General features: G+C 63.2%; 22 protein-coding genes. 17 read left to right on the top strand and 5 right to left on the bottom strand.

Going from position 1 to position 25,815, the window contains the following annotated elements; genetic code table 11:
- Positions 1 to 243: 243 nt before the first annotated feature.
- From H5P29_RS11415 to H5P29_RS11450, 8 genes are all read left to right on the top strand, one after another.
- A complete protein-coding gene (locus H5P29_RS11415; protein ID WP_154386444.1) occupies positions 244 to 1,920 on the top strand; it encodes an amidohydrolase in 1,677 nt (558 codons plus the stop codon).
- Between the two features lie 126 nt (positions 1,921 to 2,046).
- Positions 2,047 to 3,141: an ABC transporter ATP-binding protein gene (locus H5P29_RS11420; RefSeq protein WP_067958634.1), complete on the top strand. Its 1,095-nt coding sequence runs from the start codon at positions 2,047 to 2,049 to the stop codon at positions 3,139 to 3,141.
- 3 nt (positions 3,142 to 3,144) lie between these two features.
- Positions 3,145 to 4,065 carry an ABC transporter permease gene (locus H5P29_RS11425; protein WP_154386443.1) on the top strand — a complete coding sequence of 307 codons (921 nt, stop codon included), beginning with the start codon at positions 3,145 to 3,147 and terminating at the stop codon, positions 4,063 to 4,065.
- On the top strand, positions 4,058 to 4,858 hold the full coding sequence (locus H5P29_RS11430; protein WP_067958639.1) for an ABC transporter permease: 801 nt from the start codon (positions 4,058 to 4,060) through the stop codon (positions 4,856 to 4,858). The genes H5P29_RS11425 and H5P29_RS11430 overlap by 8 nt, the downstream gene beginning before the upstream one ends.
- A gap of 17 nt (positions 4,859 to 4,875) precedes the next feature.
- Positions 4,876 to 5,910 (top strand): extracellular solute-binding protein, encoded by a 1,035-nt coding sequence (locus H5P29_RS11435; RefSeq protein ID WP_067958641.1) that lies wholly within the window; start codon positions 4,876 to 4,878, stop codon positions 5,908 to 5,910.
- Between the two features lie 117 nt (positions 5,911 to 6,027).
- The gene (locus H5P29_RS11440; RefSeq protein WP_246670843.1) at positions 6,028 to 7,053 is read left to right on the top strand and encodes an extracellular solute-binding protein; all 1,026 of its coding nucleotides are present in this window, start codon (positions 6,028 to 6,030) and stop codon (positions 7,051 to 7,053) included.
- Positions 7,054 to 7,216: 163 nt separating this feature from the next.
- Positions 7,217 to 8,413, top strand: coding sequence for a serine hydrolase (locus H5P29_RS11445; RefSeq protein WP_154386442.1), 1,197 nt, complete (start codon positions 7,217 to 7,219; stop codon positions 8,411 to 8,413).
- A 26-nt stretch (positions 8,414 to 8,439) separates the two neighbouring features.
- Positions 8,440 to 9,618 carry a serine hydrolase gene (locus H5P29_RS11450; RefSeq protein WP_154386441.1) on the top strand — a complete coding sequence of 393 codons (1,179 nt, stop codon included), beginning with the start codon at positions 8,440 to 8,442 and terminating at the stop codon, positions 9,616 to 9,618.
- A gap of 93 nt (positions 9,619 to 9,711) precedes the next feature.
- Here the strand turns inward: H5P29_RS11450 and H5P29_RS11455 are convergent, their stop codons facing one another.
- Positions 9,712 to 10,698, bottom strand: a complete 987-nt coding sequence (locus tag H5P29_RS11455; protein ID WP_067958645.1) for a LysR family transcriptional regulator — start codon at positions 10,696 to 10,698, stop codon at positions 9,712 to 9,714.
- A 338-nt stretch (positions 10,699 to 11,036) separates the two neighbouring features.
- Here H5P29_RS11455 and chvE point away from each other — a divergent pair, with 338 nt between their 5' ends.
- From chvE to H5P29_RS11480, 5 genes are all read left to right on the top strand, one after another.
- Entirely contained in the window at positions 11,037 to 12,053 is a 1,017-nt protein-coding gene (chvE, locus tag H5P29_RS11460) for a multiple monosaccharide ABC transporter substrate-binding protein (protein ID WP_154386477.1), read from the top strand.
- Positions 12,054 to 12,280: 227 nt separating this feature from the next.
- Positions 12,281 to 13,819 (top strand): multiple monosaccharide ABC transporter ATP-binding protein, encoded by a 1,539-nt coding sequence (gene mmsA / locus H5P29_RS11465; RefSeq protein WP_154386440.1) that lies wholly within the window; start codon positions 12,281 to 12,283, stop codon positions 13,817 to 13,819.
- The gene (mmsB, locus tag H5P29_RS11470) at positions 13,816 to 15,030 is read left to right on the top strand and encodes a multiple monosaccharide ABC transporter permease (protein WP_067958652.1); all 1,215 of its coding nucleotides are present in this window, start codon (positions 13,816 to 13,818) and stop codon (positions 15,028 to 15,030) included. The genes mmsA and mmsB overlap by 4 nt, the downstream gene beginning before the upstream one ends.
- A gap of 156 nt (positions 15,031 to 15,186) precedes the next feature.
- Positions 15,187 to 16,182, top strand: a complete 996-nt coding sequence (gene araD1 / locus H5P29_RS11475) for an AraD1 family protein (protein WP_154386439.1) — start codon at positions 15,187 to 15,189, stop codon at positions 16,180 to 16,182.
- A gap of 10 nt (positions 16,183 to 16,192) precedes the next feature.
- On the top strand, positions 16,193 to 16,963 hold the full coding sequence (locus H5P29_RS11480) for an SDR family NAD(P)-dependent oxidoreductase (RefSeq protein WP_185910333.1): 771 nt from the start codon (positions 16,193 to 16,195) through the stop codon (positions 16,961 to 16,963).
- A 3-nt stretch (positions 16,964 to 16,966) separates the two neighbouring features.
- Here the strand turns inward: H5P29_RS11480 and H5P29_RS11485 are convergent, their stop codons facing one another.
- From H5P29_RS11485 to H5P29_RS11500, 4 genes are all read right to left on the bottom strand, one after another.
- Positions 16,967 to 17,986, bottom strand: a complete 1,020-nt coding sequence (locus H5P29_RS11485; protein WP_067958657.1) for an aldose epimerase family protein — start codon at positions 17,984 to 17,986, stop codon at positions 16,967 to 16,969.
- Between the two features lie 113 nt (positions 17,987 to 18,099).
- Positions 18,100 to 19,320: an NAD(P)/FAD-dependent oxidoreductase gene (locus H5P29_RS11490; protein ID WP_185910334.1), complete on the bottom strand. Its 1,221-nt coding sequence runs from the start codon at positions 19,318 to 19,320 to the stop codon at positions 18,100 to 18,102.
- 17 nt (positions 19,321 to 19,337) lie between these two features.
- Complete coding sequence (locus H5P29_RS11495; protein WP_154386437.1) at positions 19,338 to 19,652, bottom strand: MocE family 2Fe-2S type ferredoxin; 315 nt, start codon at positions 19,650 to 19,652, stop codon at positions 19,338 to 19,340.
- 25 nt (positions 19,653 to 19,677) lie between these two features.
- Positions 19,678 to 20,766, bottom strand: a complete 1,089-nt coding sequence (locus H5P29_RS11500) for a fatty acid desaturase family protein (RefSeq protein ID WP_067958667.1) — start codon at positions 20,764 to 20,766, stop codon at positions 19,678 to 19,680.
- 161 nt (positions 20,767 to 20,927) lie between these two features.
- On the opposite strand from H5P29_RS11500, the gene H5P29_RS11505 reads away from it, so the two are divergent.
- The 4 genes from H5P29_RS11505 to H5P29_RS11520 all read left to right on the top strand — a co-directional run bounded on the left by H5P29_RS11505 (position 20,928) and on the right by H5P29_RS11520 (position 25,809).
- The gene (locus H5P29_RS11505; RefSeq protein ID WP_067958669.1) at positions 20,928 to 21,959 is read left to right on the top strand and encodes a LacI family DNA-binding transcriptional regulator; all 1,032 of its coding nucleotides are present in this window, start codon (positions 20,928 to 20,930) and stop codon (positions 21,957 to 21,959) included.
- A gap of 140 nt (positions 21,960 to 22,099) precedes the next feature.
- A complete protein-coding gene (locus tag H5P29_RS11510) occupies positions 22,100 to 22,915 on the top strand; it encodes a TIM barrel protein (RefSeq protein WP_067966212.1) in 816 nt (271 codons plus the stop codon).
- Positions 22,916 to 23,235: 320 nt separating this feature from the next.
- On the top strand, positions 23,236 to 24,174 hold the full coding sequence (locus H5P29_RS11515; protein WP_067958671.1) for a substrate-binding domain-containing protein: 939 nt from the start codon (positions 23,236 to 23,238) through the stop codon (positions 24,172 to 24,174).
- A gap of 93 nt (positions 24,175 to 24,267) precedes the next feature.
- The gene (locus H5P29_RS11520) at positions 24,268 to 25,809 is read left to right on the top strand and encodes a sugar ABC transporter ATP-binding protein (protein ID WP_169808377.1); all 1,542 of its coding nucleotides are present in this window, start codon (positions 24,268 to 24,270) and stop codon (positions 25,807 to 25,809) included.
- Positions 25,810 to 25,815: the final 6 nt, after the last annotated feature.

Here is a 25,815-nt window from a genome sequence, read left to right on the forward strand (position 1 = left end):
CTCGCTCCCTGCTCGTCGCCAGCATACACCAGGGGCGTCCTCCACAACGCATCCCCGGAAAACCCGCATATTGACAAACGCGAATAATTAGTCGCATTTTTTCTCGATGCTGTCTTTAGGGAAAGAGGAATTCCTTGGGACAGCGAACCGGCCTCAGCCTGCTGTCTGGTTGCGCCACTCCTTGGGACGGGGCAGCCGGTGCGGGCGTGAACGGTATCAGTCAGTCAAGTGCGCGGAGTCGCGATGTCTGTCCAACCGGTTCGCAATGCCGATCTGATCGTCATCAACGGCCGCGTGCTGACCATGGACTCGACCCGGCCCACGGCCGAAGCGGTGGCAGTCGTAGATGGACTGATCGCGGCCGTTGGCGACAACGCCACCGTTGAAGCGCTGCGCGGCCCCGACACAAAGATTATCGACGCGCGCGGCGGATCGGTGGTTCCTGGCTTCATCGAAGCGCACATGCATCTCTTCTCGGGTGCGGCCGAACTGGCGCATCTTCAGCTTGCCGGCGTGAGTGGCCTTGATGCTCTGCGCGAAGCGGTGCTGGCCTATGCGGCTGCTCGCCCGAACCAGCGCATGCTTGTCGGCCAAGGCGCCGACTACACCATTCTCGGCAGCGAGCGCGTGACGCGCCATCACCTCGACGCCATCTTGCCCGACCGGGCCTTCATCATGGCGGCCCCCGACCATCACACCTATTGGGCGAACACCAAGGCGCTCGAAATGGCCGATGTGTTGCACGGGCGGGAACTTACGCCCGGCAACGAGATCGTCATGGGCGACGATGGCCTGGCCGAGGGCGAGCTGCGCGAGAACGAGGCGTTCAACCCGGTGCTCAAGCTTGCCGGCGAGGAGCGTGTGCGGCTCGGCCTGTCGACCGGCGGCGAGCCCGATCCTGTGCCCGAAGGCGACGAGCGCGCTGGCGACCGCGCCATCATGCGCCGCGGCCTCGATTGGTGCGCGCGCCACGGCATCACCTCGATCCAGAACATGGACGGCAATTTCTACCAGTTGGAGCTGCTGTCGGAAGTCCAGGCAGAGGGCGATCTGATCTGCCGGGTGCAGATCCCGTTCCACTACAAGAACTTCATGACGCCAGACGCGCTGGACAAGGCGTCCGTCATGGCCGAGCGCTACGACGGCGACTGGCTGTCGTCGGGTCTCGTCAAGATGTTCTATGACGGCGTGCTGGACTCCTGGACGGCCGTGATGATCGAGCCCTATGCGGATCGTCCCGACTGGGTCGGCGAGCCGCTGTTTTCGCCCGAGGAGTTCAAACGTATCGCCACCGAGATCGACCGGCGCGGCCTGCAGATCGCCGTGCATTCGATCGGTGATGGCGCGACACGCGCCGTACTAGACGGCTACGAGGCGGCCGCGAAGGTCAATGGCAAGCGCGACAGCCGCCACCGTGTCGAGCATGTCGAGCTGACCACGGCCAGCGACATCCAGCGTTTCGTCGACCTCGGCGTGATCGCTTCGATGCAGCCTCCGCACCCGCCGGGTGCGATGAGCTTTCCTCTTGAGCCGACGGTATCGCGCATCGGTCGCCAGCGCTGGCCCTATGCCTATCCGACCCGGACCTTGATCGAGGCAGGCGCGCATGTGGTGTTTGCCTCCGACTGGCCAGTGGCGCCGATCGATCCGATCGAGGGCATGCAGGCAGCGATGCTGCGAAAGCCATGGGCTGAAGACATGCCCGACCAGAGCGTTTCGCTGCACCAGGCGCTGGCCGGCTACACCGTCGAGGGCGCCTACGCCGAGTTCAAGGAAGACCGCAAGGGCCAGCTGAAACCAGGCTATTTCGGCGACCTGGTGGTGCTCTCGGCCGACATCGAGGCAACCGATCCGGCGGTGTTGCACCAGGTGCGGCCTGTGACGACCATCTGCGGAGGGCGGGTGAGCTACCAGGCATGAGCCGCAGGGCGGATGCCTGGCGACATGACGACGAGCCGTTGTTGCCAAGCCTGACGGGGTGTGGTGACAATTGAACGGGGAAAAAAGTTTCACTGCAAAAGTGGACGAAACAAATGGGGCGTTTGCGTGCCGGACACACCGGGTAAGAATGCGATCGAAGTTCGTGGGGTTCGTAAAGTATTCGGGACGGGAGAGGCGCAGGTCGCAGCGCTGGATACCGTTTCGGTTTCGATCAGGGAAAACGAGTTCTTCACGCTGCTTGGACCTTCCGGCTGCGGCAAGACCACGCTGCTTCGCCTGATCGCCGGCTTCGATTTTCCTTCGGAAGGCGAGATCCTGCTCTATGGCAGCGATATCGCGCCGCTGCCGCCATTCAAGCGGCCGGTCAACACGGTGTTCCAGTCCTACGCACTGTTTCCGCATATGACGGTGGCCGAGAACATCGGCTTCGGCCTTGAGATGCTGGGCAAGCCACGCGCCGAGATCGACGCCCGCGTCGCCGAGATGTTGAAGCTGGTGCGCATGGAAAAGCTCGCCAAGCGCCGCACCAGCCAGATCTCCGGCGGTCAGCAACAGCGCGTGGCGCTGGCCCGCGCGCTCGCGCCGCAGCCCAAGGTGCTGTTGCTCGACGAGCCGCTGTCGGCGCTCGACTACAAGCTGCGCAAGGAAATGCAGATCGAACTCAAGCGTCTGCAGCACGAGACCGGCATCACCTTCATCTTCGTCACCCATGACCAGGAAGAAGCGCTGACCATGTCCGATCGCATCGCGGTGATGTCGTCGGGCAAGATCCTGCAGGTCGGGTCGGCGCGCGAGATCTACGACCGGCCGGCGGTTCGCTTCGTCGCCGACTTCATCGGCGAAACCAATTTCCTCGACGCCAGCATCGACAGCATCGACGGCGGCAAGGCCAAGGTGACGCTGAAGTCCGGCGCGACGATCTCGGCGACGGTCGCCGATGGCTTCAAGCCCGACGGCGATGCCACCGTCGTCATCCGGCCCGAGCACGCCAAGGCGGTGAAGGGCAAGGGCGACATTTCGGGCCTGGTCGAAAACGTCGTCTATTTCGGCACCGACACGCATGTGCATGTCAGGCTGGATGACGGCGAGGCTTTCACCGTGCGCCAGCAGAACACGCGCGGCGCGATGGTGGAATTCGAGCGCGGCGAGCGCGTCGGCATCGTCCTGGGCGACGATGCGGCCCAGATCCTGAAGGACTGAGCCATGGCGACCGCAGCCGAAATCGAAAAGCAGGCAGAGGCGCGGGAGATCAGGAACCGCTGGTATCTCTCGGCGCCGGCGCTGATCATCATCCTTCTGGCCGCATCCGGCCCGCTCTTGATCGTGCTTCTCTATTCGTTCCTGACGCCCGGACCCTACGGCGACGTCCAGTGGAAGTTCTCGACCGAGGGCTGGGTCTCGGTTTTCCTCGAACGCGACATCTTCGACGACACGCTGTCCTTTGCCAGCGCCCATCTCACCATCTTCTGGCGCTCGCTGAAACTCGCTCTCATGGCGACGGTGGCGACGCTGGTCTTCGGTTTTCCGACGGCCTATTTCATCGCAACGCGGTCGGAGCGGACGCGCGACATCTGGTTGTTCCTGATCACCATTCCGTTCTGGACCAACCTGCTGATCCGCACCTTTGCCGTGCTGCAGGTGATCCGCAACGAAGGCCTGATCAACACGGCGCTGATCAATCTCGGCATCATCGACCAGCCGATCCAGATGCTCTACACCGACTTCGCCATCATGGTGGGCATGGTCTATGTCTACCTGCCGCTGATGGTGCTGCCGCTCTATGCCAGCATGGAAAAGCTCGACTTCCGCCTCGTCGAGGCCGGCTACGATCTTTATGCCACGCGCTGGCAGGTGCTGAAGCGGATCATCTTCCCGCTGGTCAGGCCCGGTGTCGTCGCTGGCTCGATCCTGGTGTTCATCCCGGCCATCGGCGCCTATGTGACACCGAGCGTTCTGGGTGGCGGCAAGAACATGATGTTCGCCAACCTGATCGAGCTGCAGTTCGGGCAAGGGCGCAACTGGCCACTGGGGGCAGCACTTTCGATCACCGTCATGGCGATCGTGATGGTGGCGCTTCTCGTCTACGTCCGCAACACCGCAGGCTCGGAGGTGCGTCATGGCTAAGCGCTTCTCGATCAGGCAGCAGACCGGTTTTACGACGATCGCCTGCGCCTGCTTCTTCCTGCTTTACCTGCCGATTGCCGTGCTGGTGATCTTCGCCTTCAACGAGTCGAGCTCGGTGTCCGACTGGGGCGGCTTCTCGCTGCGCTGGTTCGTCGCCGCCTGGTCCAACCAGCAGGTCGTCGACGCCTCCTGGCGGTCGCTGAAGATCGCCTCCTCGGCGGCGATCATCGCCACCATCGCGGCAACGATGGCGGCACTGGCGACGACGCGGACGCGCACCTATCGCGGCCTGACGTTCAAATACGCCTTCATCAACCAGCCGCTGATGGTGCCGGAGATCGTCACCGGCGTGGCGCTGCTGATCTTCTTTGCGCAGATCAAGATCGCCAGCGGCTACAACGGCCTCGGCTACCTGATCGCGGCGCACACGGCGTTCTGCATTCCCTTTGCCTATCTGCCGATCCGGGCGCGCCTCGAGAACATGGACCTGACGCTCGAACGGGCTGCGGCCGATCTCTACGCCACGCCATGGAAGGCGTTCCGCCGCGTGACGCTGCCACTGCTCTGGCCGGGAATCATCGCCGGCCTGATGCTCGCCTTCGTCATCTCGCTCGACGACGTGGTCATTACCGAATTCGTCAAGTCGGGCGGGCAGGACACCTTGCCAACCTACATGCTGGGGCAGATCCGCCGCGGCATCACGCCGGAGGTCAATGCGATATCGACCGTCTTCCTGCTCTTGTCGGTCGTCATCGTCACGCTGTTCTTCTTCTTGAGCAGGAAACGGGATTAATCAACGGGAGTGGAATGATGAATCTGAAATCCATGTCGATGGCCGCCGGCCTTGCGCTGCTTGCCTCGACCAGCCTCGCCTCCGCAGCCGGCGAGCTGAACATCTACAACTGGGGCAACTACATCAGCCCCGACATGATCAAGAAGTTCGAGAAGCAGTTCGACGTCAAGGTAACAGTGACCGACTACGACTCGAACGACACCGCACTTGCCAAGGTGCGCCAGGGCGGCACCGGCTTCGACGTCGCCATGCCGTCGCAGACCTACGTGCCGATCTGGATCCAGGAAGGGCTCATCCTCGAGACCAATCCCGGTGGCATGGAGAACTTCAAGAACGTCGCGCCCGAATGGGCCAACCCGGCCTTCGATCCGGGCCGCAAGTACACCGTGCCGTGGGCTTGGGGCACCGTCGGCGTGGTCGTCAACACCGACGTCTACCAGGGCGACATCAACACCTGGAAGATCGTCTTCGACACGCCGGACGAGTTGAAGGGCAAGGTCAACGTCGTTCCCGAGATGAACGACGTCTTGCATGCCGCGATCAAGTATGTCGGCGGCGAGCAGTGCACCGGCGACAAGGAAGTGCTGAAGAAGGTGCGCGACGTTCTCGTTGCCGCCAAGCCGAACTGGATCGCCATGGAATACAACACCATCGAAAAGATGGGCGCCGGCGACTTCAAGGCAACCAGCGACTGGAACGGCTCGGCCCTGCGCCAGCGGCTGAAGAACCCAGCCATCCACTACGGCTATCCGACCGAAGGTTTCCAGTACTGGTCCGACAACGTGGTGGTGCTGAAGGAAGCCAAGAACGTCGAGAACGCCAAGCTGTTCCAGAACTTCATGATGGATCCGGAAAACGCGGCGATGAACTCGGCTTTCCATCGCTATGCCAACGGCATCGCCGGTTCGGAGAAGTTCATGCCAGCCGACATGACGTCCGCGCCGGAAGTCGTGGTGCCGGAGGAGTTCAAGAAGAACGGCGAAATCCTCCAGACCTGCGCGCCCGAGGTGACCGCCCTGTACACCAAGATCTGGACCGAACTGCAGAAGTAAGTTCTGCCCGATCAGAAACAATCACGGCCGGACCCGGTCCGGCCGTGATGTTGATGTAGCCTGCCACTGGCAGGGTGCTCACAGTCTGAAATGAAGAGGAGACCTGCTGTGAAACCAATGATGTCCACTGCCGTCGCGGCGATCGCGCTGTTTGCGGCGACCGGCTTTGCCCGCGCCGAAGGCCAGCTCAACATCTACAACTGGGGCAACTACACCAACCCCGAGGTGATCAAGAAGTTCGAGGAAAAGTACAAGGTCAAGGTGACGATCACCGACTACGACTCGAACGACACCGCACTCGCCAAGGTGCGCCAGGGCGGCAGCGGTTTCGACATCGCGGTTCCCTCCCAGACGCATCTGCCGATCTGGATCAAGGAAGGTCTGCTGCTCGAGACCAATCCGGGCGGCATGGAGAACTTCAAGAACGTGTCGCCCGACTGGGCCAACCCCGAATTCGACCCCGGCCGCAAATACTCGGTGCCCTGGGCTTGGGGCACGGTCGGCACGGTTGTCAACACCAGCACCTACAAGGGCGACATCAACAGCTGGAAGATCATCTTCGAGACACCCGACGAGCTGAAGGGCAAGGTCAATGTCGTCCCCGAGATGAAGGACGTGGTGACGGCGGCGATCCGCTATGTCGGCGGCCAGCAATGCACCGACGACAAGGAGGTGCTGAAGAAGGCGCGCGACCTGCTGGTGGCGGCGAAACCGAACTGGGTCGCTATGGAGTATGGCGCGATCGACAAGATGAAGGCCGGCGACTTCCAGGCCTCGACAACCTGGAACGGGGCCGCGCTGCGCATCCGGCTGGCGCGTCCTGAGGTGAATTTCGGCTATCCGAAGGAAGGCTTCACCTACTGGAGCGACAACGTGGTGGTGTTGAAGGACGCCAAGAACGTCGAGAACGCCAAGCTGTTCCAGAACTTCATCATGGATCCCGAAATCGCGGCGGGGCTTTCCGCCTATCACCGCTATGCCAACGGCATTGCAGGCTCGGAAAAGTTCATGCCCGCCGAGATGAAGGACGCGCCTGAAATCGTTATTCCGGAAGCGAGCAAGGCGCATGGCACGATGGCCTTGATGTGCCCGCCGGAGGTCGATGCGATCTACACCAAGATCTGGACCGACCTGCAGAAGTAGGGGCTGTTCCTGCTCCCCGTTTGCCGGAGGAGGTGCCCCGAAGGGCGGATGAGGGGCAGCACCAGGCCTTGAAGCGTTTGTGCCGTCCCGCATCTGGTTTTGAGTTTGTCGAAGGTCCGACATCGTCTCCACCATGGGTGGCGAAGAGACAAGGTTGAGAGACATGAGCTCCTACAGAAACAGCGATGCGCCGCCACCCATCATGCAGGGCTCGCCACCGGCGATGAAGGTACCGAAGGCGCAATGGGACATGCCGCCGTGGAACCGCTGGGCGTTTCAGCACGTGCGCGAGATCGTGACGACGGCGGAGGTATGGCGCGGCGAAGGTCCGGTTCGTGAATTGCCGCGCGCCGAGACAGATCTCGACGGCCTGGCGGTCGTGGACAGCGGGGGCAAACCGACGACGCTTTCGGGGCTGCTCGACGAGACCTACACCGATGGCTTCCTCGTGCTCAAGGACGGCAAGATCGCCTATGAGCGCTACTTCAACGGCATGACGCCACGCACGCTGCATCTGTCGCAATCGGTGGCGAAATCGGTGACGGGCACGGTATGCGGCATTCTTGCGGGGCGAGGTATCGTCGACCCGAAGAAGCTGGTGACCGACTATCTGCCGGAGCTGGCAACGACCGGCTGGAAGGGGGCGACCGTTCAGCAGGTGCTCGACATGACCACGGGTGTCCGTTTCAGCGAGGCTTATACCGACCCCTATTCCGACATCGGCCAGGTCGACGTCGCCGGCGGCTGGAAGCCGGTCCCCGCGGATGCCGACCCCAGCTTCCACTGGCCACGGCATATGTTCGAGTTGATCCAGCGCCTGACCGAAACGACCAGGCCGCATGGCGCTGCCTTCGAGTACCGCTCGATCGAGACTGATGTGCTCGCCTTCATCATGGAGCGGGCGACCGGCAGGCGGCTGCCGCAACTGGTGTCCGAAGAGCTGTGGCAGAAGATCGGCGCCGAGGAGAGCGCCTGTTTCACCGTCGACAGCGCCGGTTACGCCATTGCCGACGGCGGCTTCAACGCGACGCTGCGCGACTATGCCCGCTTCGGCCAGACGATCCTGGAGGACGGCGCCGACATCGTGCCTGCCGGCTGGATCGCCGAGACCCGGCGGGGAATGCATGGCCCCAACTTCAGCACCTCGATGCCCGAGGCCAGCTATCGCAACCAGTTCTGGATCGAAGACCCGCGCTCGCGGACGCTGATGTGCCGCGGCGTGTTCGGGCAACTGATCCATATCAATTTCGACGCCGGCATGGTCACGGTGAAGCTGTCGACCTGGCCCGACTTCACTTCGGTTCCCTATTCGGTGGCGACCCTGAAGGCTGTGCACACCATCGCAGCCGCACTCGCCTGACCGGAACATAGCAGCAAGGACATATCATGACGTCATCAAACGCCTTCGAGCAGGCATTCGGTTTTGCGCGCCAGGCCGTGACGCTCGGCAACTGGCGCGAGAAGCCGTTCAACCGCTGGGCTTTCCAGAATGTCGGCGAGATGGTGCGCAGCACGCGAATCCCGGCCCTGGAGGGCAAGGTCGAGAGCGCGCCCGTCGATCTCGCCGGGCTTCTGACGGAAATCGTTGATATCAACGGCCGAAACGAGAGCGTGGCCGGTTTCCTCGAGCGCTCGTCGACGGATGCGCTTGCGGTGATGAAGAAGGGGCGCTTCGTCGGCGATTGGTTCGCGCCCGAGATGCGGCCCGAGGCACGGCACATCATCTTTTCGATCTCGAAGTCGCTGACGGCGGTCCTTGCCGGCAGCCTCGAAGGCGAGGGCAAGCTCGACCCGAATGCGCCGGTGACCGACTACGTGCCCGAAGCGACCGGCTCGGTCTACGCCAAAGCCACTGTGCGTCACGTGCTCGACATGACCGTCAGCCTCGATTTCGAGGAGGCTTATCTCGACCCCGAAAGCGCCTTTGCCCGTTATCGCCGCGCCACGATGTGGAACCCGGGCGGCGGATCGGAAACTTTGCGCGAGTTCCTCGTCTCACTGCAGCCGCTGGACGAGCCGCACGGCCAGACCTTCCGCTACCGCTCGCCCAATTCAGACCTGCTCGGCATCATCGTCGAGCGCGCCTCTGGCCAGCGTTATGCCGAGCTGATGGCGGACAAGCTGTGGCAGCCGCTGGGCGCGGTGCGCGATGCCTTCGTCAGCGTCGATTCGGAAGGCTCGGCGCGCGCGGCGGGCGGCGTATCGGTGGCGGTGCGCGACCTCGCGCGTGTCGGCGAGATGATGCGGCAGGGCGGTGTTGCCGAAGGCGGCCGGATCGTGCCGCAGGCTTGGGTCGAAGACACCATCCATGGCGGCGATGCAGTGGCCTGGCAGCGCGGTACGATGACCAACCTGTTCGCCCACGGGCGCTATCGCAACAAGTGGTACCAGAGCGCCAATGCTGCCCAAGCCTATTGCGGCATCGGCATCCACGGCCAGTGGCTCTACATCGACCCCAAGGCCGAGGTGGTGATCTCCAAGATGTCGTCGCAGGCGCTGCCGGTCGACGATCCGCTTGACCTCGACAATGTCGCGTTCTTCGAGGCGATGTGCGCCAGGGTGTGAGGGCCGAACTCTCGAGTGTCCATCCGACACGGTTTCGCCGGGCTAACTCTCCTCACTTCCTGGGGGCAAGGCACTCCGGTCCCGTGAGGTCGCCTATGCGATCTCACGCAGGATGTGGTCGTGCAGCAACTGGGCTGTCGGTGACAGCATGCGGCCGCGCACGGTGATCAGGCTGTAGGGCTGGACGTTGATGTCGAAGGCGATCGGCAGGATCTCGATCGTGCCGTCGAGACCGCTCTTGGCGTTGACGAAATTGGCGACGTCAGTCGCGATCGGCGCGATGGCGTCCGACTGCGCCACCATCACCAGCGTCAAGAGCAATGAGCTGGTGTTGAGGATGCGGTCGGGCATGCGGACGTTTCGGCTCATGAAGATGCCCTGTACCGTCTGACGTAGCAGCGAACCGCCGGGCTGGAAAACCCAGTCGAATTCGGCAAGGCGTTCCAGCGGAACAGTGCCGGAGCCGGCCAGGGGATGGCCGCGGCGAACGATGAGGCAGGCCTTCTCAATGCCTATGATGCGGCTTTCGAACAAACGCGGATCGAGATCGTCGGGGACGCGGGCGACGATGAAATCGTGGCGCGAGGCGAGGAGTTCGCGTGCCAGGACGGCACTTGTCTCGATCTGCACGCTGATCTCGATGCGCGGATAGCGCTCGCGGATCTTGCGGATGGCAGGTACCGCCAGCTCGATCGCGGGTGCGGTCACCGCGCCCATGGCGACCGAGCCGCCCTTGCCGGACTTGAGGTCGGAGATCTCACGGTCGACCTGCTGCATCTCGAGCAGGATGGCGCGGCCACGGCGGGCAAGGGCTGCGCCATAGGGCGTCAGCCGGACGCCTCGTGGCAGCCGCTCGCAGACCTCGACGCCGAGGATGTCCTCGATCTCGGAGATCATGCGCGAGGCAGCGGGCTGGGAGATGTTCATGACCTGGGCGGCGGCGCTGATCTGGCCGTGATCCTCCAGCGCCACCACCATGCGCATATGGCGCAGCTTGAGGCCGCTGCGCAGCAAGGTTTCGTTGTCGTTGATGCGCAGGCTGGTGCCGCTTACCCTGGCGTCGTCCCGGATGTCGACCATCGCGTCCTTCCCTCCTGCGCAGCCTTGAACTGGCTTTGAAGCATACCAGAAATGATATGCCGTGCAGCCGATTTTGCATTTGACTGTTATGCCACATTCCCCGACGTTGAGACCGTCGCGAGTTCGATGTCAGCCAGCCGGGCGCTGGAGCATCGAGCGGAGGAAACGCAGGGCTCGCGGCCTTTTGGAGGAATACGCATCATACCTGGCTTTGCCGCGCCGTTCATGGCGGGGCCACGCGCGAGCGCTTGCGTCCGCGCGCCGGCACTTCACAAGGGAGAGAGAAGGTGAAGATCATCAAGACGTTCGTAGCCGCCCTCGCGGTTGGCCTCGCCGCCATGTCCTATCAGGCCCATGCCCAGGACAAGGGGACGATCGGCATCGCCATGCCGACCAAGTCGTCGCTGCGCTGGATCAATGACGGCGACGCGCTCAAGGCGGCCCTCGAAGCCAAGGGCTACACCATCGACATGCAGTATGCCGAAGACGATATCCCGAACCAGCTCGCCCAGATCGAGAACATGGTGACCAAGGACGCCAAGGCCCTGATCATCGCTTCGATCGACGGAACCACGCTGTCGGCGGTGCTGCAGCAGGCGGCCGACAAGGGCGTCAAGGTCATCGCCTATGACCGCCTGATCCGCGACAGCGGCAATGTCGACTATTACACCACCTTCGACAACTTCAAGGTCGGCGTGCTCCAGGCAGACTCGTTGCTCAAGGGCCTCGGCTATCCTGACAAGCCAGGTCCGTTCAACATCGAGCTGTTCGGCGGTTCGCCCGACGACAACAACGCCTTCTTCTTCTACGACGGCGCCATGTCGGTGCTGCAGCCGCTGATCGACAAGGGCACGCTGGTCGTCAAGTCGGGCCAGATGGGCATGGAAAAGGTCGGTACGCTGCGCTGGGATGCGGCGGTGGCGCAGGCCCGCATGGACAACATCCTGTCGGCCAACTACTCCGACGGCAGCCGTGTCGATGCGGTGCTCGCGCCCTATGACGGCCTGTCGCGCGGTATCATCTCGTCGCTGCGCGGCGTCGGCTACGGCACGGCCGAACAGCCATGGCCTGTTATCTCCGGTCAGGATGCCGAGGTGCCTTCGGTCAAGGCGATGATCGCCGGCGAGCAGTACTCGACGGTGTTCAAGGACACCCGCGAACTGGCCAAGGTAACCGCGAACCTAGTCGATGCGGCGTTGTCCGGCGGCAAGCCCGAGATCAACGACGAGAAGACCTACAACAACGGCGTCAAGGTGGTTCCGTCCTACCTGCTGGTGCCCGTGTCGGTGGTCAAGGACGACATCCAGAAGGTCCTGGTAGACTCCGGCTACATCAAGGCCGAGGAGATAAAGTAAGCCTTCCGCCTTGCCGCTCCCCTGCAATTGCGGGGAGCGGTTCAAGGGACCGGACACCCGCTTGGCGGGCTCCCCGCATCAACGCCGAAGGCAGCCAATGCCGGGCGCGGGCGCGTGTCGAGACCCGCGCAAGGAGGGGGTGGAGCTCCGTTCCAAAGAGAGTACGCTACCTCCGTTTCCGGGTGCATTTTCCTGGACAGGCGGGGCGCCACTTCGAGCGAGGGACCATGAGTGACGACATCATTCTGGAAATGCGCGACATCACCAAGACCTTCCCGGGCGTCAAGGCGCTCGAGAACGTCAATCTCAAGGTGAGGCGCGGCGATATCCACGCCATTTGCGGCGAGAACGGCGCCGGCAAGTCGACGCTGATGAAGGTCCTCTCCGGCGTCTATCCCTTCGGCAGCTATTCCGGCGACATCCGCTATGAAGGCCAGGAATGCCATTTCAACGGCATCCATGACTCCGAAAAACGCGGCATCGTCATCATCCATCAGGAGCTTGCGCTCGTGCCGATGCTGTCGATCGCCGAGAACATGTTCCTGGGCAACGAGCAGGCAACAAACGGCATCATCAACTGGGACAAGGTGCGCCGGCGTGCCGCCGAGCTGTTGAAGAAGGTCGGCCTGCGCGAGGATCCCGACACGCTGATCACCAACATCGGTACCGGCAAGCAGCAACTGGTGGAAATCGCCAAGGCGCTGGCCAAGGACGTCCGGCTTCTGATCCTCGACGAGCCGACGGCCTCGCTGTCGGAGAAGGACAGCCAGTCGCTGCTCGACCTGCTCGTCGAGTTCAAGGCGCAAGGCATGACCTCGATCATGATTTCGCACAAGCTGAACGAGATCAAGCGCATCGCCGACCAGATCACCATCATCCGCGACGGCCAGTCGATCGAGACGATGGACAAGGCCGATATCACCGAGGACCGCATCGTCACCTCGATGGTCGGGCGCAGCCTTGAGAACCGCTATCCACACCGCGAGCCGAACATCGGCGAGACCATCTTCGAAGTGAAAAACTGGTCGGTGCACCACCCGCTGCATCCGGAGCGGCAGATCATCAAGAGCGTCAACCTGTCGGTGCGTAAGGGCGAGGTCGTCGGTATTGCGGGCCTGATGGGGGCCGGGCGCACCGAGTTCGCGATGAGCGTGTTCGGCAGGTCCTACGGCACCAACATCACCGGCGACGTGCTGCTGCACGGCAAGAAAGCCGACACCTCGACGGTCGGCAAGGCGGTCAAGGCAGGCCTCGCCTATGCCACCGAGGACCGCAAGGTCTACGGCCTCAACCTGATCGACCACATCAAGCACAATGTGACGGTCGCCAACCTGCCAAGCGTCTCGTCGAAGCTGGGCGTGATCGACGACAATGCCGAACTGAGGGCCGCCAACGAGTATCGCAAGAAGACCAACATCCGCTCGTCCAGCGTCTACCAGATCACCGGCAACCTTTCCGGCGGCAACCAGCAGAAAGTGGTGCTGTCGAAGTGGCTGTTTGCCAACCCCGACGTGCTGATCCTCGACGAGCCGACGCGCGGCATCGATGTCGGCGCCAAGTATGAAATCTACACGATCATCAACAAGCTCGCCGACGAGGGTAAGGGCATCTTGGTGATATCGTCGGAAATGCCGGAACTTCTCGGCATCTGCGATCGCATCTATGTGCTCAACGAGGGACGCATCGTCGCTGAGATGAAGGCCAGCGAAGCCAGCCAGGAAAAGATCATGCGGGCGATCGTCCGCGGCGAGGAGAAAGCCGCATGAGCACGGAAACAGCTGCCCCGACGGTCAATTCCGCCAAGGCGACGGCGCAAGATGCCATCAAGGCGAACCTGCGCGAATACGGGCTGGTGCTTGCCCTGATCGCTATCATGATCTTCTTCCAGTTCACCACCAGCGGTGTGCTGTTCAAACCGGTCAACCTGACCAACCTGATCCTGCAGAATTCCTACATCATCGTCATGGCGCTCGGCATGCTGCTGGTCATCGTCGCCGGGCATATCGACCTCTCGGTCGGCTCGGTCGCCGGCTTCATCGGCGCGGTCGCGGCGGTGCTGATGGTCGATTTCGGCTTCAACCCGTTTCTTGCCGGACTGATATGCATATGCGTCGGCGCCGTCATCGGTGGCGTCCAGGGCTACTTCATCGCCTATATGAAAATCCCGTCCTTCATCGTCACACTTGCCGGCATGCTGGTGTTCAAGGGGCTGGCACTGTGGTTGCTCGGCGGACGCTCGGTCGGGCCTTTCCAGCCGGAATTCCAGATGCTGTCGGCGGGCTTCATCCCCGACCCGATCGGACCGTGGACGATCGGCGGGGTCAAGCTGCACGCTACCACCATCGTCATTGCCTTGCTGATCGTCGCCGGAATGCTCTTTGCGGCGCTGAAAAGCCGGCGCAACCGCGAGAGCCACGGTTATGATGCCGAGCCCTTCGGCTTCTTCGTGCTGAAGAATGCCGTCATGGCCGGTATCGTGCTGTTCCTGCTCTATATGCTGGCGTCCTATCGCGGCCTGCCCAACGTGCTTGTCGTGATGGGCGTGCTCATCGCCGCATTCGTTTTCGTGACCAAGCGTATGACCTTTGGCCGGCGCATCTATGCGATGGGTGGCAACGTCAAGGCGGCTGCTCTCTCGGGCATCCACACCGAGCGGCTGACATTCTACATCTTCGCCATCATGGGGGCGTTGGCAGCACTTGCCGGACTGATCTTTGCCGCCCGTCTGAACATGGCGACGCCTAAGGCAGGTGCCGGCATGGAGCTCGACGTGATTGCTGCGGTGTTCATCGGTGGTGCTTCGGCGTTGGGCGGTGTCGGTCAGGTGGCGGGCGCGGTCATCGGCGCCTTCATCATGGGCGTGATGAACAACGGCATGTCGATCATGGGCATCAACATCGACTGGCAGCAGGTGATCAAGGGCCTGGTTCTGCTCGGTGCTGTCGCCTTCGACCTCTACAACAAGAAGAAGGCCTAGGCCGCAGGGAGCGACCGGCCGCGGCGCCCGGGGGAGCGGGCCCGCAATCTCGAAGATAACAGGCAAGGCGTGCTGCGCATGTGCGTGGCGCGACGGGAAAGTCTTGCCGGGCGCCGGAAACGAGGCCGGCCGGGGCGAGACGGAAGGAGTGCAGGAATGTTGATGTCCCAGATAATCCTGGCCGACGGCAAGAGCCGTGTGGCGGTGCGGGAAGGCGGGACCGCGCGGCTGGTCAACGACGCCAAGTCGATCTACGCGCTGGCCCTGGAGGCGGTGCGCGCCGGAACCACGCTTGCGGCCATCGTCGCCGACCGCGGCCTTGGCGAGGCCGTCGACATCGAGGCCGCCGGCCGCGCCGGCCAGGTGCTGTCGCCGGTCAGGCATCCCGATCCGGCGCATCTGCATCTGACCGGCACCGGGCTCACCCATCTGGGCTCGGCGGCGACGCGGGACAGCATGCACAAGAAGCTGGACGCCAGTGGCGAGGAGATGCTGACCGATTCCATGAAGATGTTCCGCATGGGGCTGGAGGGCGGCAGGCCGGCGCGAGGCCAGGTCGGTGTGCAACCGGAATGGTTCTACAAGGGCAACGGCAACATGGTCGTCGATCCCGGCAAGCCGCTGGTGTCGCCGCACTTCGCGCTCGATGCCGGAGAGGAGCCGGAGATTGCAGGCGTCTATCTCGTCGGCGACGACGGCACGCCCTATCGCATCGGCTTCACGCTCGCCAACGAGTTCTCCGACCACGTCACCGAGCGTATCAACTATCTCTATCTCGCCCATTCAAAACTGCGGAATGCCTCGTTTGGCCCGGAAATCCTCGTCGGCGAACTGCCTGACGACATCAAGGGTGCCTCGCGTATCATTCGCGCCGGCAAGCCGATCTGGGAAAAGCCGTTCCTGTCCGGCGAGGCCAACATGTCCCACACCATCGCCAATCTCGAACATCATCACTTCAAATATGGTGTCTTCCGCCAACCGGGCGACGTGCACGTGCACATGTTCGGAACGGCGACGCTGTCATTCGCTGACGGGGTGAAGACGGAGCCCGGTGACGTGTTCGAGATCGAGGCGGCGGAATTCGGACTGCCGCTGCGCAATCCGTTGAAACAGGCGCGGGCAGCGGCCCCCATCGCGGTCAGGACATTGTAAGGTGATGGCGATGAGCGACGCCATGATGGCTAGATATCCGAGCCTGGCCGGGCGGCCGGTGCTCGTCTCCGGCGGAGCGACAGGGATTGGCGAGGCGATGGTGCGGGCCTTTGCCGCTCAGGGAGCGAAAGTCGGATTTGTCGACCTTGCCGAAGCCGAGGGCATGGCGCTTGCCGAGGAGCTGGCGGGCATGGGCGCTTCCGTCGCCTTCCATGCCTGCGACATCACCGATATCGCGGCCTACCGCGAGGCGATAGCCGCGATCGAGGCCTTGCAGGGTCCGACCATGGCGCTGGTCAACAACGCCGCGAGCGACACCCGCCACGACTGGCGCGCGGTGACGCCGGAGTATTTCGATGCGCGTGTCGCGGTCAATCTGCGCCACTCGTTCTTCGCCATCCAGGCGGTGGCACCCGGCATGATCGCCGCCGGCGGCGGTGCGATCGTCAATCTCGGCTCTATCGGCTGGATGAAGGCCTCGGGCGGCTATCCTGCCTATGCCGCTTCCAAGGCTGCCGTGCACGGCATGACGCGCTCCTTCGCCCGCGATCTCGGCAAGCATGGCATCCGGGTCAATACGCTGGTACCGGGCTGGGTGATGACCAAGCGCCAGCTTGAGCTCTGGGTTGACGATGCAGCCAATGCCGAGATCGATGCAAATCAGTGCCTGGCAGGGCGGGTGCTGCCCGACGACATCGCGCGCATGGCGCTGTTTCTTTCGGCCGACGATTCCATGATGTGCACGGCACAGAATTTTGTCGTCGATGGCGGTTGGGTGTAACGGTCACTCGACCATCGAAAAGCGATATTCGGTGACCTGCGAATAGATCTCGTCAGGCCTCAGCACGGCACTCGGGAAGTGCGGGTGGTGGATGGCGTCGGGGAAGCGTTGCGGCTCGAGGCACAGCGCGCCGTGGCGGACGGGCGCGATGCCGCCGCGCAAGGGCGGGACAACCGGCAGGAAGGCGCCGTCATAGAGCTGCAGTCCTGGCTCGGTGGTCCAGAGATCGAGCCGGATGCCGGACAGCGGGCCTTCGAGCCTCGCCGCATGCCACGGCTCGGGCGCCGGCTGCATGGCAAGTACCCAGTTGTGGTCATAAGGGCTGTGTGCCTCGTCCATTCCGTTGCGGACCGGGCGAAGCTCACGGAAATCGAACGGCGTGCCGTCGACGGCAGGCACCTCGCCGGTGGGGATGTTGTTCGCGTCGACAGGTGTGTAGGCCTCGGCGGCGATCTTCAGACGATGGTCGAGGATCGAGCCGCCACCATCGAGATTGAAATAGGCGTGGGCGGCGAGGTTGACCAATGTGGGGGCATCGGCACGGGCGCCGAGCGCAATGGTGAGGCGTCCGGCGTCGAGTGAATAGCGGCAGGTGGCGATAACCTTGCCGGGGTAGCCCTGATCCCCTGCCTGCGAGATCAGCGCCAGCAGCACCGAACTGTCGTTGGCGTCGACGACGAGCCAGTTGCGGCGGAAGAAACCGTCGCTGCCGCCATGGAGATGCGTGCGCTCCGCCTCGTTGAGATCGAGCTCGAACGTCTGTCCGTCGAGCTCGAAGCTGCCGCCGGCGATGCGGTTGGCGCAACGTCCGGCAATAGCGCCGAAATAGCCGCCATGGTTGAGATAACCGTCAAGATCGTCGAAGCCGAGGATGACCGAGCGCGGGCCGTCAGGCGTTGCGACGACGAGGTCGGCAAGTGTCGCGCCGAAGGTGAGGATCCTTGCCTCGATGCCTTCGGCGGCGATGTCGATCGCTTGCACCACCGTGCCGTCGGCCATCTGACCGAATTCGCTGATCGGCATTGTCGTTTGCTCCGCGCGGCCCTCGCGCCCAGCGCAGGTTCCTGCAAACCGGCACGATTCTCAAGCGGCTTTTGCCAGCTGCCTTGCGCGTCCTGACGGGTGCGTGCTCCGTGTCACGCGGCAAGCAGACTCTTGAGCTTGACCGAGGGCGCGGCCAGCGCGCCGATGTCGGGGCGGGCGGATCTTGCGATCAGCATTTCGGCGAGGCGAATGTCGCGCGCAACCGCATTGCCCGGGCCGATGCCGCTGGCGGCGACGAGTCGGCCGTCCTCTTTGAGATGGAACAGGATGAAGGCGCCGTCGTCGAGGTCGCGGCGGACGGTGCGCTCGCCTTCGTCGGGCAAGCCGGCGATCTGCAGGCTGAGCCCGTACTGGTCGGACCAGAACCAGGGAACGCAGGCATGGGCCTCCTCTGATCCGAGCATGTTGCGCGCAGCGAGCGCGCCGTGCTCCTGGGCGCTGCGCCAGGCCTCCAGCCGGACGCGGCGGCCGCCATAGACGGCAAGCGGGAACGAACAGCAGTCGCCGGCGGCGAAGATCAGAGGGTCGCTGGTGCGTAGCTGCGCGTCGACGGCGATACCGTTGTTGAGGGTGAGGCCCGCGGTTTCGGCAAGTGTCGTGACCGGCACGGCGCCGATGCCGATGATGGCGAGATCGGCCGTGACCTGCAGGCCGCTGGCAAGCGTGATGCGTACCCCGTCAGCCCTGTCGTTGATGGTCGCAATGCCGTCGCCGCAGACGATGTCGACGCCTTCGGTTGCGTGCGTCTCGTGGACGACGGTTGCGATGTCTTCCGGCACGCCGCGCATCAGGATGCGTGACTGAGCCTCGATGACGGTGACGTCCGCACCGAGCTTGCGGGCGGATGCCGCGAGTTCGAGGCCGATGAAGCCGCCGCCGACGATGGCTATCCGGCAGCCGGGACCGAGATGCGAACGGATGGCGAACGCATCATCGAAGGTCCGGAGATAGACGCAGCGCGAGCCGAGACCGGCAAGCGGCAGCCGGCGCGGTGTGGCTCCGGTGGCGATCAACAGCTTGTCGTATTCTAGGTCGGAGCCGTTGGTGAGACGGACCGAGCGGTTGGCGCGGTCGATCGATGTCGCGGTGGTGGTGCCGACCAGGTCAATGCGATGTTCCTTGAGGCGTGCGGCGTCGGCGATCGCCTTGATGGCGGGTGCATCGGTCGATGTCATCGCCTCCTTGGACAGCGGTGGACGCTCGTAAGGCAGATGCCTCTCCGCGCCGACAAGCGTGATGGTGCCGTCATAGCCGGCTTCCCGCAGGGCGAAGGCGGCCCGCGTGCCGCCTTCGCCGGCGCCGATGATGATCATTCCCGCCGCCATGTCAGTCAGCCCAGCTGGATGAAGACCTTGCCGGCGTCGATTTTCACCGGATAGGTCCTGAGGTTGACGCAGACGGGCGCGCCGCGCGCCGCACCGGTCTTGTAGTTGAAGCGGCCATTGTGCCTGGGGCATTCGATGATGTCGCCCATGACCAGGCCCTGCGACAGATGGATCTGCTCGTGGGTGCACAAGCCGTCAGTGGCGAAGAACTCGTCCTCCGGGCTACGGTAAAGCGCGAAGGTGCGCCCGGCATGGTCGAAGCGGATCACGTCTTCCTCGTCGATGTCGTCGGCCGCGCAGGCCTCGATCCAGTCGCTCATGTCTCTCTCCCTGGGTTTCGAACGGCTATTCGGCAGCCAGCGCCGTCTCGCTATGGAAGTCCTCGCGGTAGGGCCGTGCCGTCGGCGGCAGCTCGCGCTTGACGAAGTAGTCCTCGTTGCGGAGCTGGCGGACGAAGGCCGGCAGCATCTCGCGGTAGCCGTCCCACATGGAGGGGCTAGGCGCAGGCAGGTCGTGCTTGATCAGCTCATGCAGCTTCGGCAGCGCGTGATAGGGCACCATCGGGAACATATGATGTTCGACGTGGTAGTTCATGTTCCAGTAGATGAAGCGGCTGACGGGGTTCATCAGCACCGTGCGGCTGTTGAGGCGGTGGTCGATGACGTTGTCGGCGAGGCCGCCATGCTGCAAAAGGCCGGTGAGCACGTGATGCCAGGCGCCGTAGAGGCGAGGCAGGCCGACAAGCATCAAAGGCAGCCATGAGCCGAGATAAAGTGCCAGCATGATGGTGGCCACATAGATGGCGAGCCAGATTCGGGCGATGCGGATGGCGCGGGGCTGCTCGCTCTCGGGGATGAAGGTCTTTTCCTCCGCGCCGATGATGCCGGCCGCGTTGCGGACCATGTCAACCATGGCGTGCCAGGCATCGAGCAGGCCGAAGAAATTGAGCGCGACGCGCAGAAGGTCTGGCGGGCGCATGACCGCTATCTCTGGATCGCGGCCGACGATGACGGTGTCGGTGTGGTGGCGGGTGTGGCTCCAGCGCCAGGTCACCGGATTGCGCATGATCATGAAGCAGGCGATCTGATAGACCGCGTCGTTCATCCACTGCGTCTTGAAGGCGGTGCCGTGGCCGCATTCGTGCCAGCGCGAGTCGGTTGCCGAGCCGTAGAGCACGCCGTAGCAGAGGAAGAAGGGCACGCACCACCAGCTGCCCCACAGCGCCGCGCCGGCAGTACCGAAGGCGATGAGCAGGCCGAGCCAGATTGCGGTGTCGCGGATGGCCGGACCGTCGGAGCGCTGCATCAGCTCCTTCATCTGCTTGCGCGGAATGTCGGTGTGGTACCACTCGGCAGCCGCAAGGCCGCTTTCGACGGCGCGATGCGCGCTTTCTCCCACAAGGCTGTAGTCGCGCGCCAAAGGCGTCACGGTCATGGCTCTCTCCCTGGAAGTCGGAAACAGGTCCGCGATGGGCGCTGGACATCGTTCACTGGAAGAATGCTAACTCATGATGCAATATTTTCAATCATTGCATGATGGTTTCTATCATTTTCTATCATGATGCGCTAAGCTGCGACAAAACCCAGGGATTGGACATGAGCAAGCGCCCGACAATCGCCGATCTCGCCCACGCCTCGGGCGTCAGCGTTGCAACCATCGACCGTGTGCTGAACGGGCGCCTGCCGGTGCGCGAGGAAACGCAGCGCCGCGTCTACGAGGCGGCGACATCCATCGGCTATCATGCGGCCGGGCTGATCGCGCAGCGCATGCGCAAGGAACTGCCGGTGTATCGGCTCGGCTTCGTGCTGCTGCGGCCGAAAGACGTGTTTTACCGTGCCTTCGCCGGTGAACTGGAGAAGGCGATAACCCAGGCGACGGGGTTTCGCGGTGCTGGTGTCATCGAATTTGCCGAGACGCTCTCGCCGGAGGAGATTCTGGAACGGCTGCGGCGGCTGGCGGCAAGCTGCGATGCAGTGGCGCTGGTAAGCCCCGACCATCCCAGCGTGACGGCGGCGGTTGCTGAACTCAAGCAGCGCGGCATTCCCGTCTTCGCGCTGCTGTCGGACTTCGCGACGGGCATTCGCGAGGGGTACGTTGGCATCGACAACCTCAAGGTCGGACGCACCGCCGCGTGGATGATCTCCAAATGCGCGCGGGGGCCGGGCAAGGTGGCGTTGTTCGTCGGCAGCCATCGCTTCCATGGCCACGAATTGCGCGAGATCGGCTTTCGCGCTTTCTTCCGCGAACATGCGCCCGACTTCACGCTGCTCGAAACCATCGTCAACAACGAGTCCTGGGAAGCCACCCACGAGGTCGTCGACGACCTGCTCCGCAAGCATGACAATCTCGTCGGTTGTTACGTTGCCGGCGGTGGCATCGAAGGGGCGATCTCGGCGCTACGCCAGGCTAAGCCCGATCCGTTGCCGGTGCTGATCTGCAACGAGATCACCTTGGACACACGCGTGGCATTGGCCGACAACCTTGCAACGATGGTGATTGCGACGCCGCTGGCGTCGTTGTGCCGCGAACTTGTCGGGCTGATGGCGCATGCGATCGAGGAGGGGGCGGCCAACGCCCCCGGTCAGACCTTCCTGCCGTTCGACATCTTCCTGCCGGAGAATATCTGACGGTGTGGCCTGCCGGCCATGCGAATCTATCATCAAATGATAGATTCGCATCATATTTCGGATTGACTGTTCTATTTTATAGGTAGATTGGAACATAAATATCGATGCGCCGCCCCGCGATCCCGGAGGAGAAATTCGGCATGCCCAGCAAGCTCACATTCGCGCTGAACCATATGGTGGCACCCGGGCTGAAGCCGGCAGCGTTCTTCGCATTGTGCCGGGACCTTGGCCTGAGCGATGTCGAAATCCGCAACGACCTCTCAGGCAACGCCATCATCGACGGCACGCCGGCTGCGGCCATCAAGGCGCAGGCAGCGGAAAATGGAATGTCCATTGCAACCATCAACGCCCTGCAGCGCTTCAACGAATGGAGCGCCGCGCGCGAAGCCGAGGCGATCGAACTCGCCGACTATGCCCGCGACGCCGGTGCTGCGGCGCTGGTCCTGGTTCCGGTCAATGACGGCACGGGGAAGGCCGATGGCGAGCGCCAGCGTAACCTCAGGACGGCGCTGACGGCGCTGACCGCGATCCTCGGCGATCGCGGCGTGCGTGGACTTGTCGAGCCGCTCGGCTTCGAGATCTGCTCGCTGCGCTCCAAGCGCGAGGCGGCCGAAGCGATCGAGGATGTCGATGGAACTGACACTTTTCGAATGGTGCACGACACGTTCCATCATCATCTTGCCGGCGAGCCCGACATCTTCCCAGGCATGACCGGCCTAGTGCACATTTCAGGCGTCGACGACCCTGCGGTGACGGTCTCCGACATGCGCGACCCGCACCGGGTCTTGGTCGATGCAGCCGACCGGCTCGACAATGTCGGCCAGATCCGTGCGCTGGTGTCTGGCGGCTATCAGGGGCTGCTCTCCTTCGAGCCGTTTTCGCCTGTCGTGCAGAAGCTTACCGAGCCGCGCGCAGCGCTTGCCGAGAGCATTGCGTTCATCCGCTCGCGGGTCTGACGCAACGGCTCCATCCAGCGAAATAGCCGTCATCTCCAGCGCCGCCCGGGCGACCGGGCGGCGCAATTCGTTGCTCCCCGAAGGATTGATAGGCAGGCAATGGAATGTCTCTTGACGTCTGGCCTCAATATGGAATAAACATTTCATATACAAAAAACACGGCCCGAACATTCTGAATTTGGGCCGGCATCGGGAAGCGAGTGGCGCATCTTGCATCGCGGAGGAGCGATGGTGCCTCTCGTAGAGACGAGCCTGCGGCCGACCGCGGGCTTCCGGCACGTCGGGGTGCAGCCGGGCACCATTGTTGGAGGAGAGTGAACATGAGGAAATTCCTGCTCGGCGTAGCCATGACCGCGCTGATGTCCGGCACTGCGTTTGCCGGCGATATCGGCGTCAGCATGGCCAATTCTGACACCTTCCTGACCGTCCTGCGCAAGGGTATCGAGAAGTCCGCGGCTGACGCCAGCCAGCCGGTCGTCATCGAGATCGCCGACGACGACGTCAACAAGCAGCTCAGCCAGGTCCAGAACTTCATCGCCGCCAAGGTCGACGCCATCATCGTCAATCCGGTCGACACCTCGGCCACCGGGCCGATGACCAAGCTTGCCACCGACGCCGGCATTCCGATCGTCTACGTCAACCGCGAGCCGATCGACGTCGGCGCGCTCGGTGCCAAGGGTGCTTTCGTCGGTTCGAACGAAGTCGATTCCGGCACGCTTGAGACCAAGGAAGTCTGCCGCATCCTCAAGGAAGCCGGCAAGACCGAGGCTGGCATCCTGATCATGGTCGGTGACCTCGCCAACCAGGCGGCTGTGATGCGCACCAAGGACATCCATGATGTCAACGCCGGCAGCGACTGCGGCGTCAAGCTGAACGTCATCGACGAACAGACCGCTGGCTGGGATCCGGTCAAGGCACAGGACCTGATGACCAACTGGATCGCCGCGGGCCACAAGCCGGACGCCGTCATCTCGAACAACGACAACATGGCCATCGGCGCCATCAACGCCATGAAGGCGGCCGGTTGGGACATGAAGACCGTGATCGTGGCCGGCGTCGATGCGACCCAGGAAGCGCTCGCCTACATGAAGGCCGGCGACCTCGATGTGACCGTGTTCCAGAACGCCGCCGCCCAGGGTGGCGGTGCGGTCGAAACCGCCATGAAGCTCGCCAAGGGCGAAGCCGTGACGTCGCCCGTCTGGGTGCCGTTCGAGCTGGTGACCCCGGCGAACATGGACCAGTACACCACCAAGAACTGATATGATCTGACCAATGCGCCGTCGCAAACGGCGGCGCATTTTCCCCAAGAGGACCTTGACCCGCGCAACAGTCGGGCGGGCCTGGGAGGACCAATCATGCAAAGCACCGGTACGATGGAAGCGGCGCCTGCGGGCGGTGCCGCGGTGGATGGCGGCTATCTTCTCGAGGTCGAAAACGTTCGTAAGGAATTCCCGGGTGTCGTCGCCCTCGACAACGTCCAGCTGCGTCTGAAACGCGGCAGCGTACATGCGCTGATGGGCGAGAACGGCGCCGGCAAGTCGACGCTGATGAAGATCGTGGCCGGAATCTACACGCCCGACTCCGGCAGCTTCAAGCTGCGCGGCGAAGACATCAAGCTGCGGGGGCCGCTCGATGCGCTCGAACACGGCATCGCCATGATCCACCAGGAACTCAACCTGATGGCGCCGATGACGGTGGCCGAGAACATCTGGATCCGCCGCGAGCCGCTGACCCGGCTTGGCTTCGTCGACCATGGCGAGATGCGCCGCAAGACATCAGACCTGTTCAAGCGCCTCAACATCGACATCGATCCCGAGGTTCAGGTGGGTACGCTGACCGTCGCCAGCCGCCAGATGGTCGAGATCGCCAAGGCGGTGTCCTACGAATCCGACGTGCTGATCATGGACGAGCCGACCTCGGCGCTGACCGAGCGCGAGGTCGACCACCTGTTCACCATCATCCGTGCGCTGCGCGCCCAGGGCAAAGGCATCATCTACATCACCCACAAGATGAACGAGCTGTTCGAGATCGCCGACGAGTTCTCGGTGTTTCGCGACGGCAAGTACATCGCCACCAAGGCGTCGACCGAGGTGACCCGCGACGACATCATCCGCATGATGGTGGGGCGCGAGATCACCCAGATGTTCCCCAAGGAGGAGGTGCTGATCGGCGACGTCGTGCTGTCGGTGAAGGGGCTCACGCTGAAGGGCGTCTTCTCCGACGTTTCATTCGACGTGCGTTCAGGCGAAATCCTCGGCATTGCCGGTCTCGTCGGCTCGGGCCGCTCCAACATCGCCGAAACGATCTTCGGCGTGACGCCGTCGGACGCCGGCACCATCGAGCTGTTCGGCAAGACGGTCCGTGTCGACAGCCCGGCCACGGCTATGAAGCACGGCATGGCTTTCCTGACCGAGGACCGCAAGGAAACCGGCTGCTTCCTCTTGCTCGACATCCAGGAAAACACCCAGATGGCGGTGCTGCAGTCAGACTATGTCAAGAACGGTTTCGTGCAGCAAAAACAACTCGGCAAGGATTCGGTCGAGATCAGCGCGGCGCTGAGGGTGAAGACCCCAGACATGGCCGAGCCGATCATCAACCTGTCCGGCGGCAACCAGCAGAAGGTGCTGATCGCGCGCTGGCTTTTGACCAAGCCGAAGATCCTCATCCTCGACGAGCCGACGCGCGGCATCGATGTCGGCGCGAAGGCCGAAATCCACCGCCTGATCTCGAAGCTCGCCGGGCAGGGGGTGGCGGTGGTCATGATCTCGTCCGAGATGCCCGAGTGCCTGGGCATGAGCGACCGCATCATGGTGGTGCATGAGGGCCGCGTCACCGGCTTCCTCGACCGCGCCGAGGCCAGTCAGGTCAAGATCATGGAACTCGCGTCGCACTGACGCCAA

Origin of the sequence: Aminobacter sp. MDW-2 (assembly GCF_014250155.1) — a bacterium.
Lineage (GTDB): Bacteria > Pseudomonadota > Alphaproteobacteria > Rhizobiales > Rhizobiaceae > Aminobacter > Aminobacter ciceronei.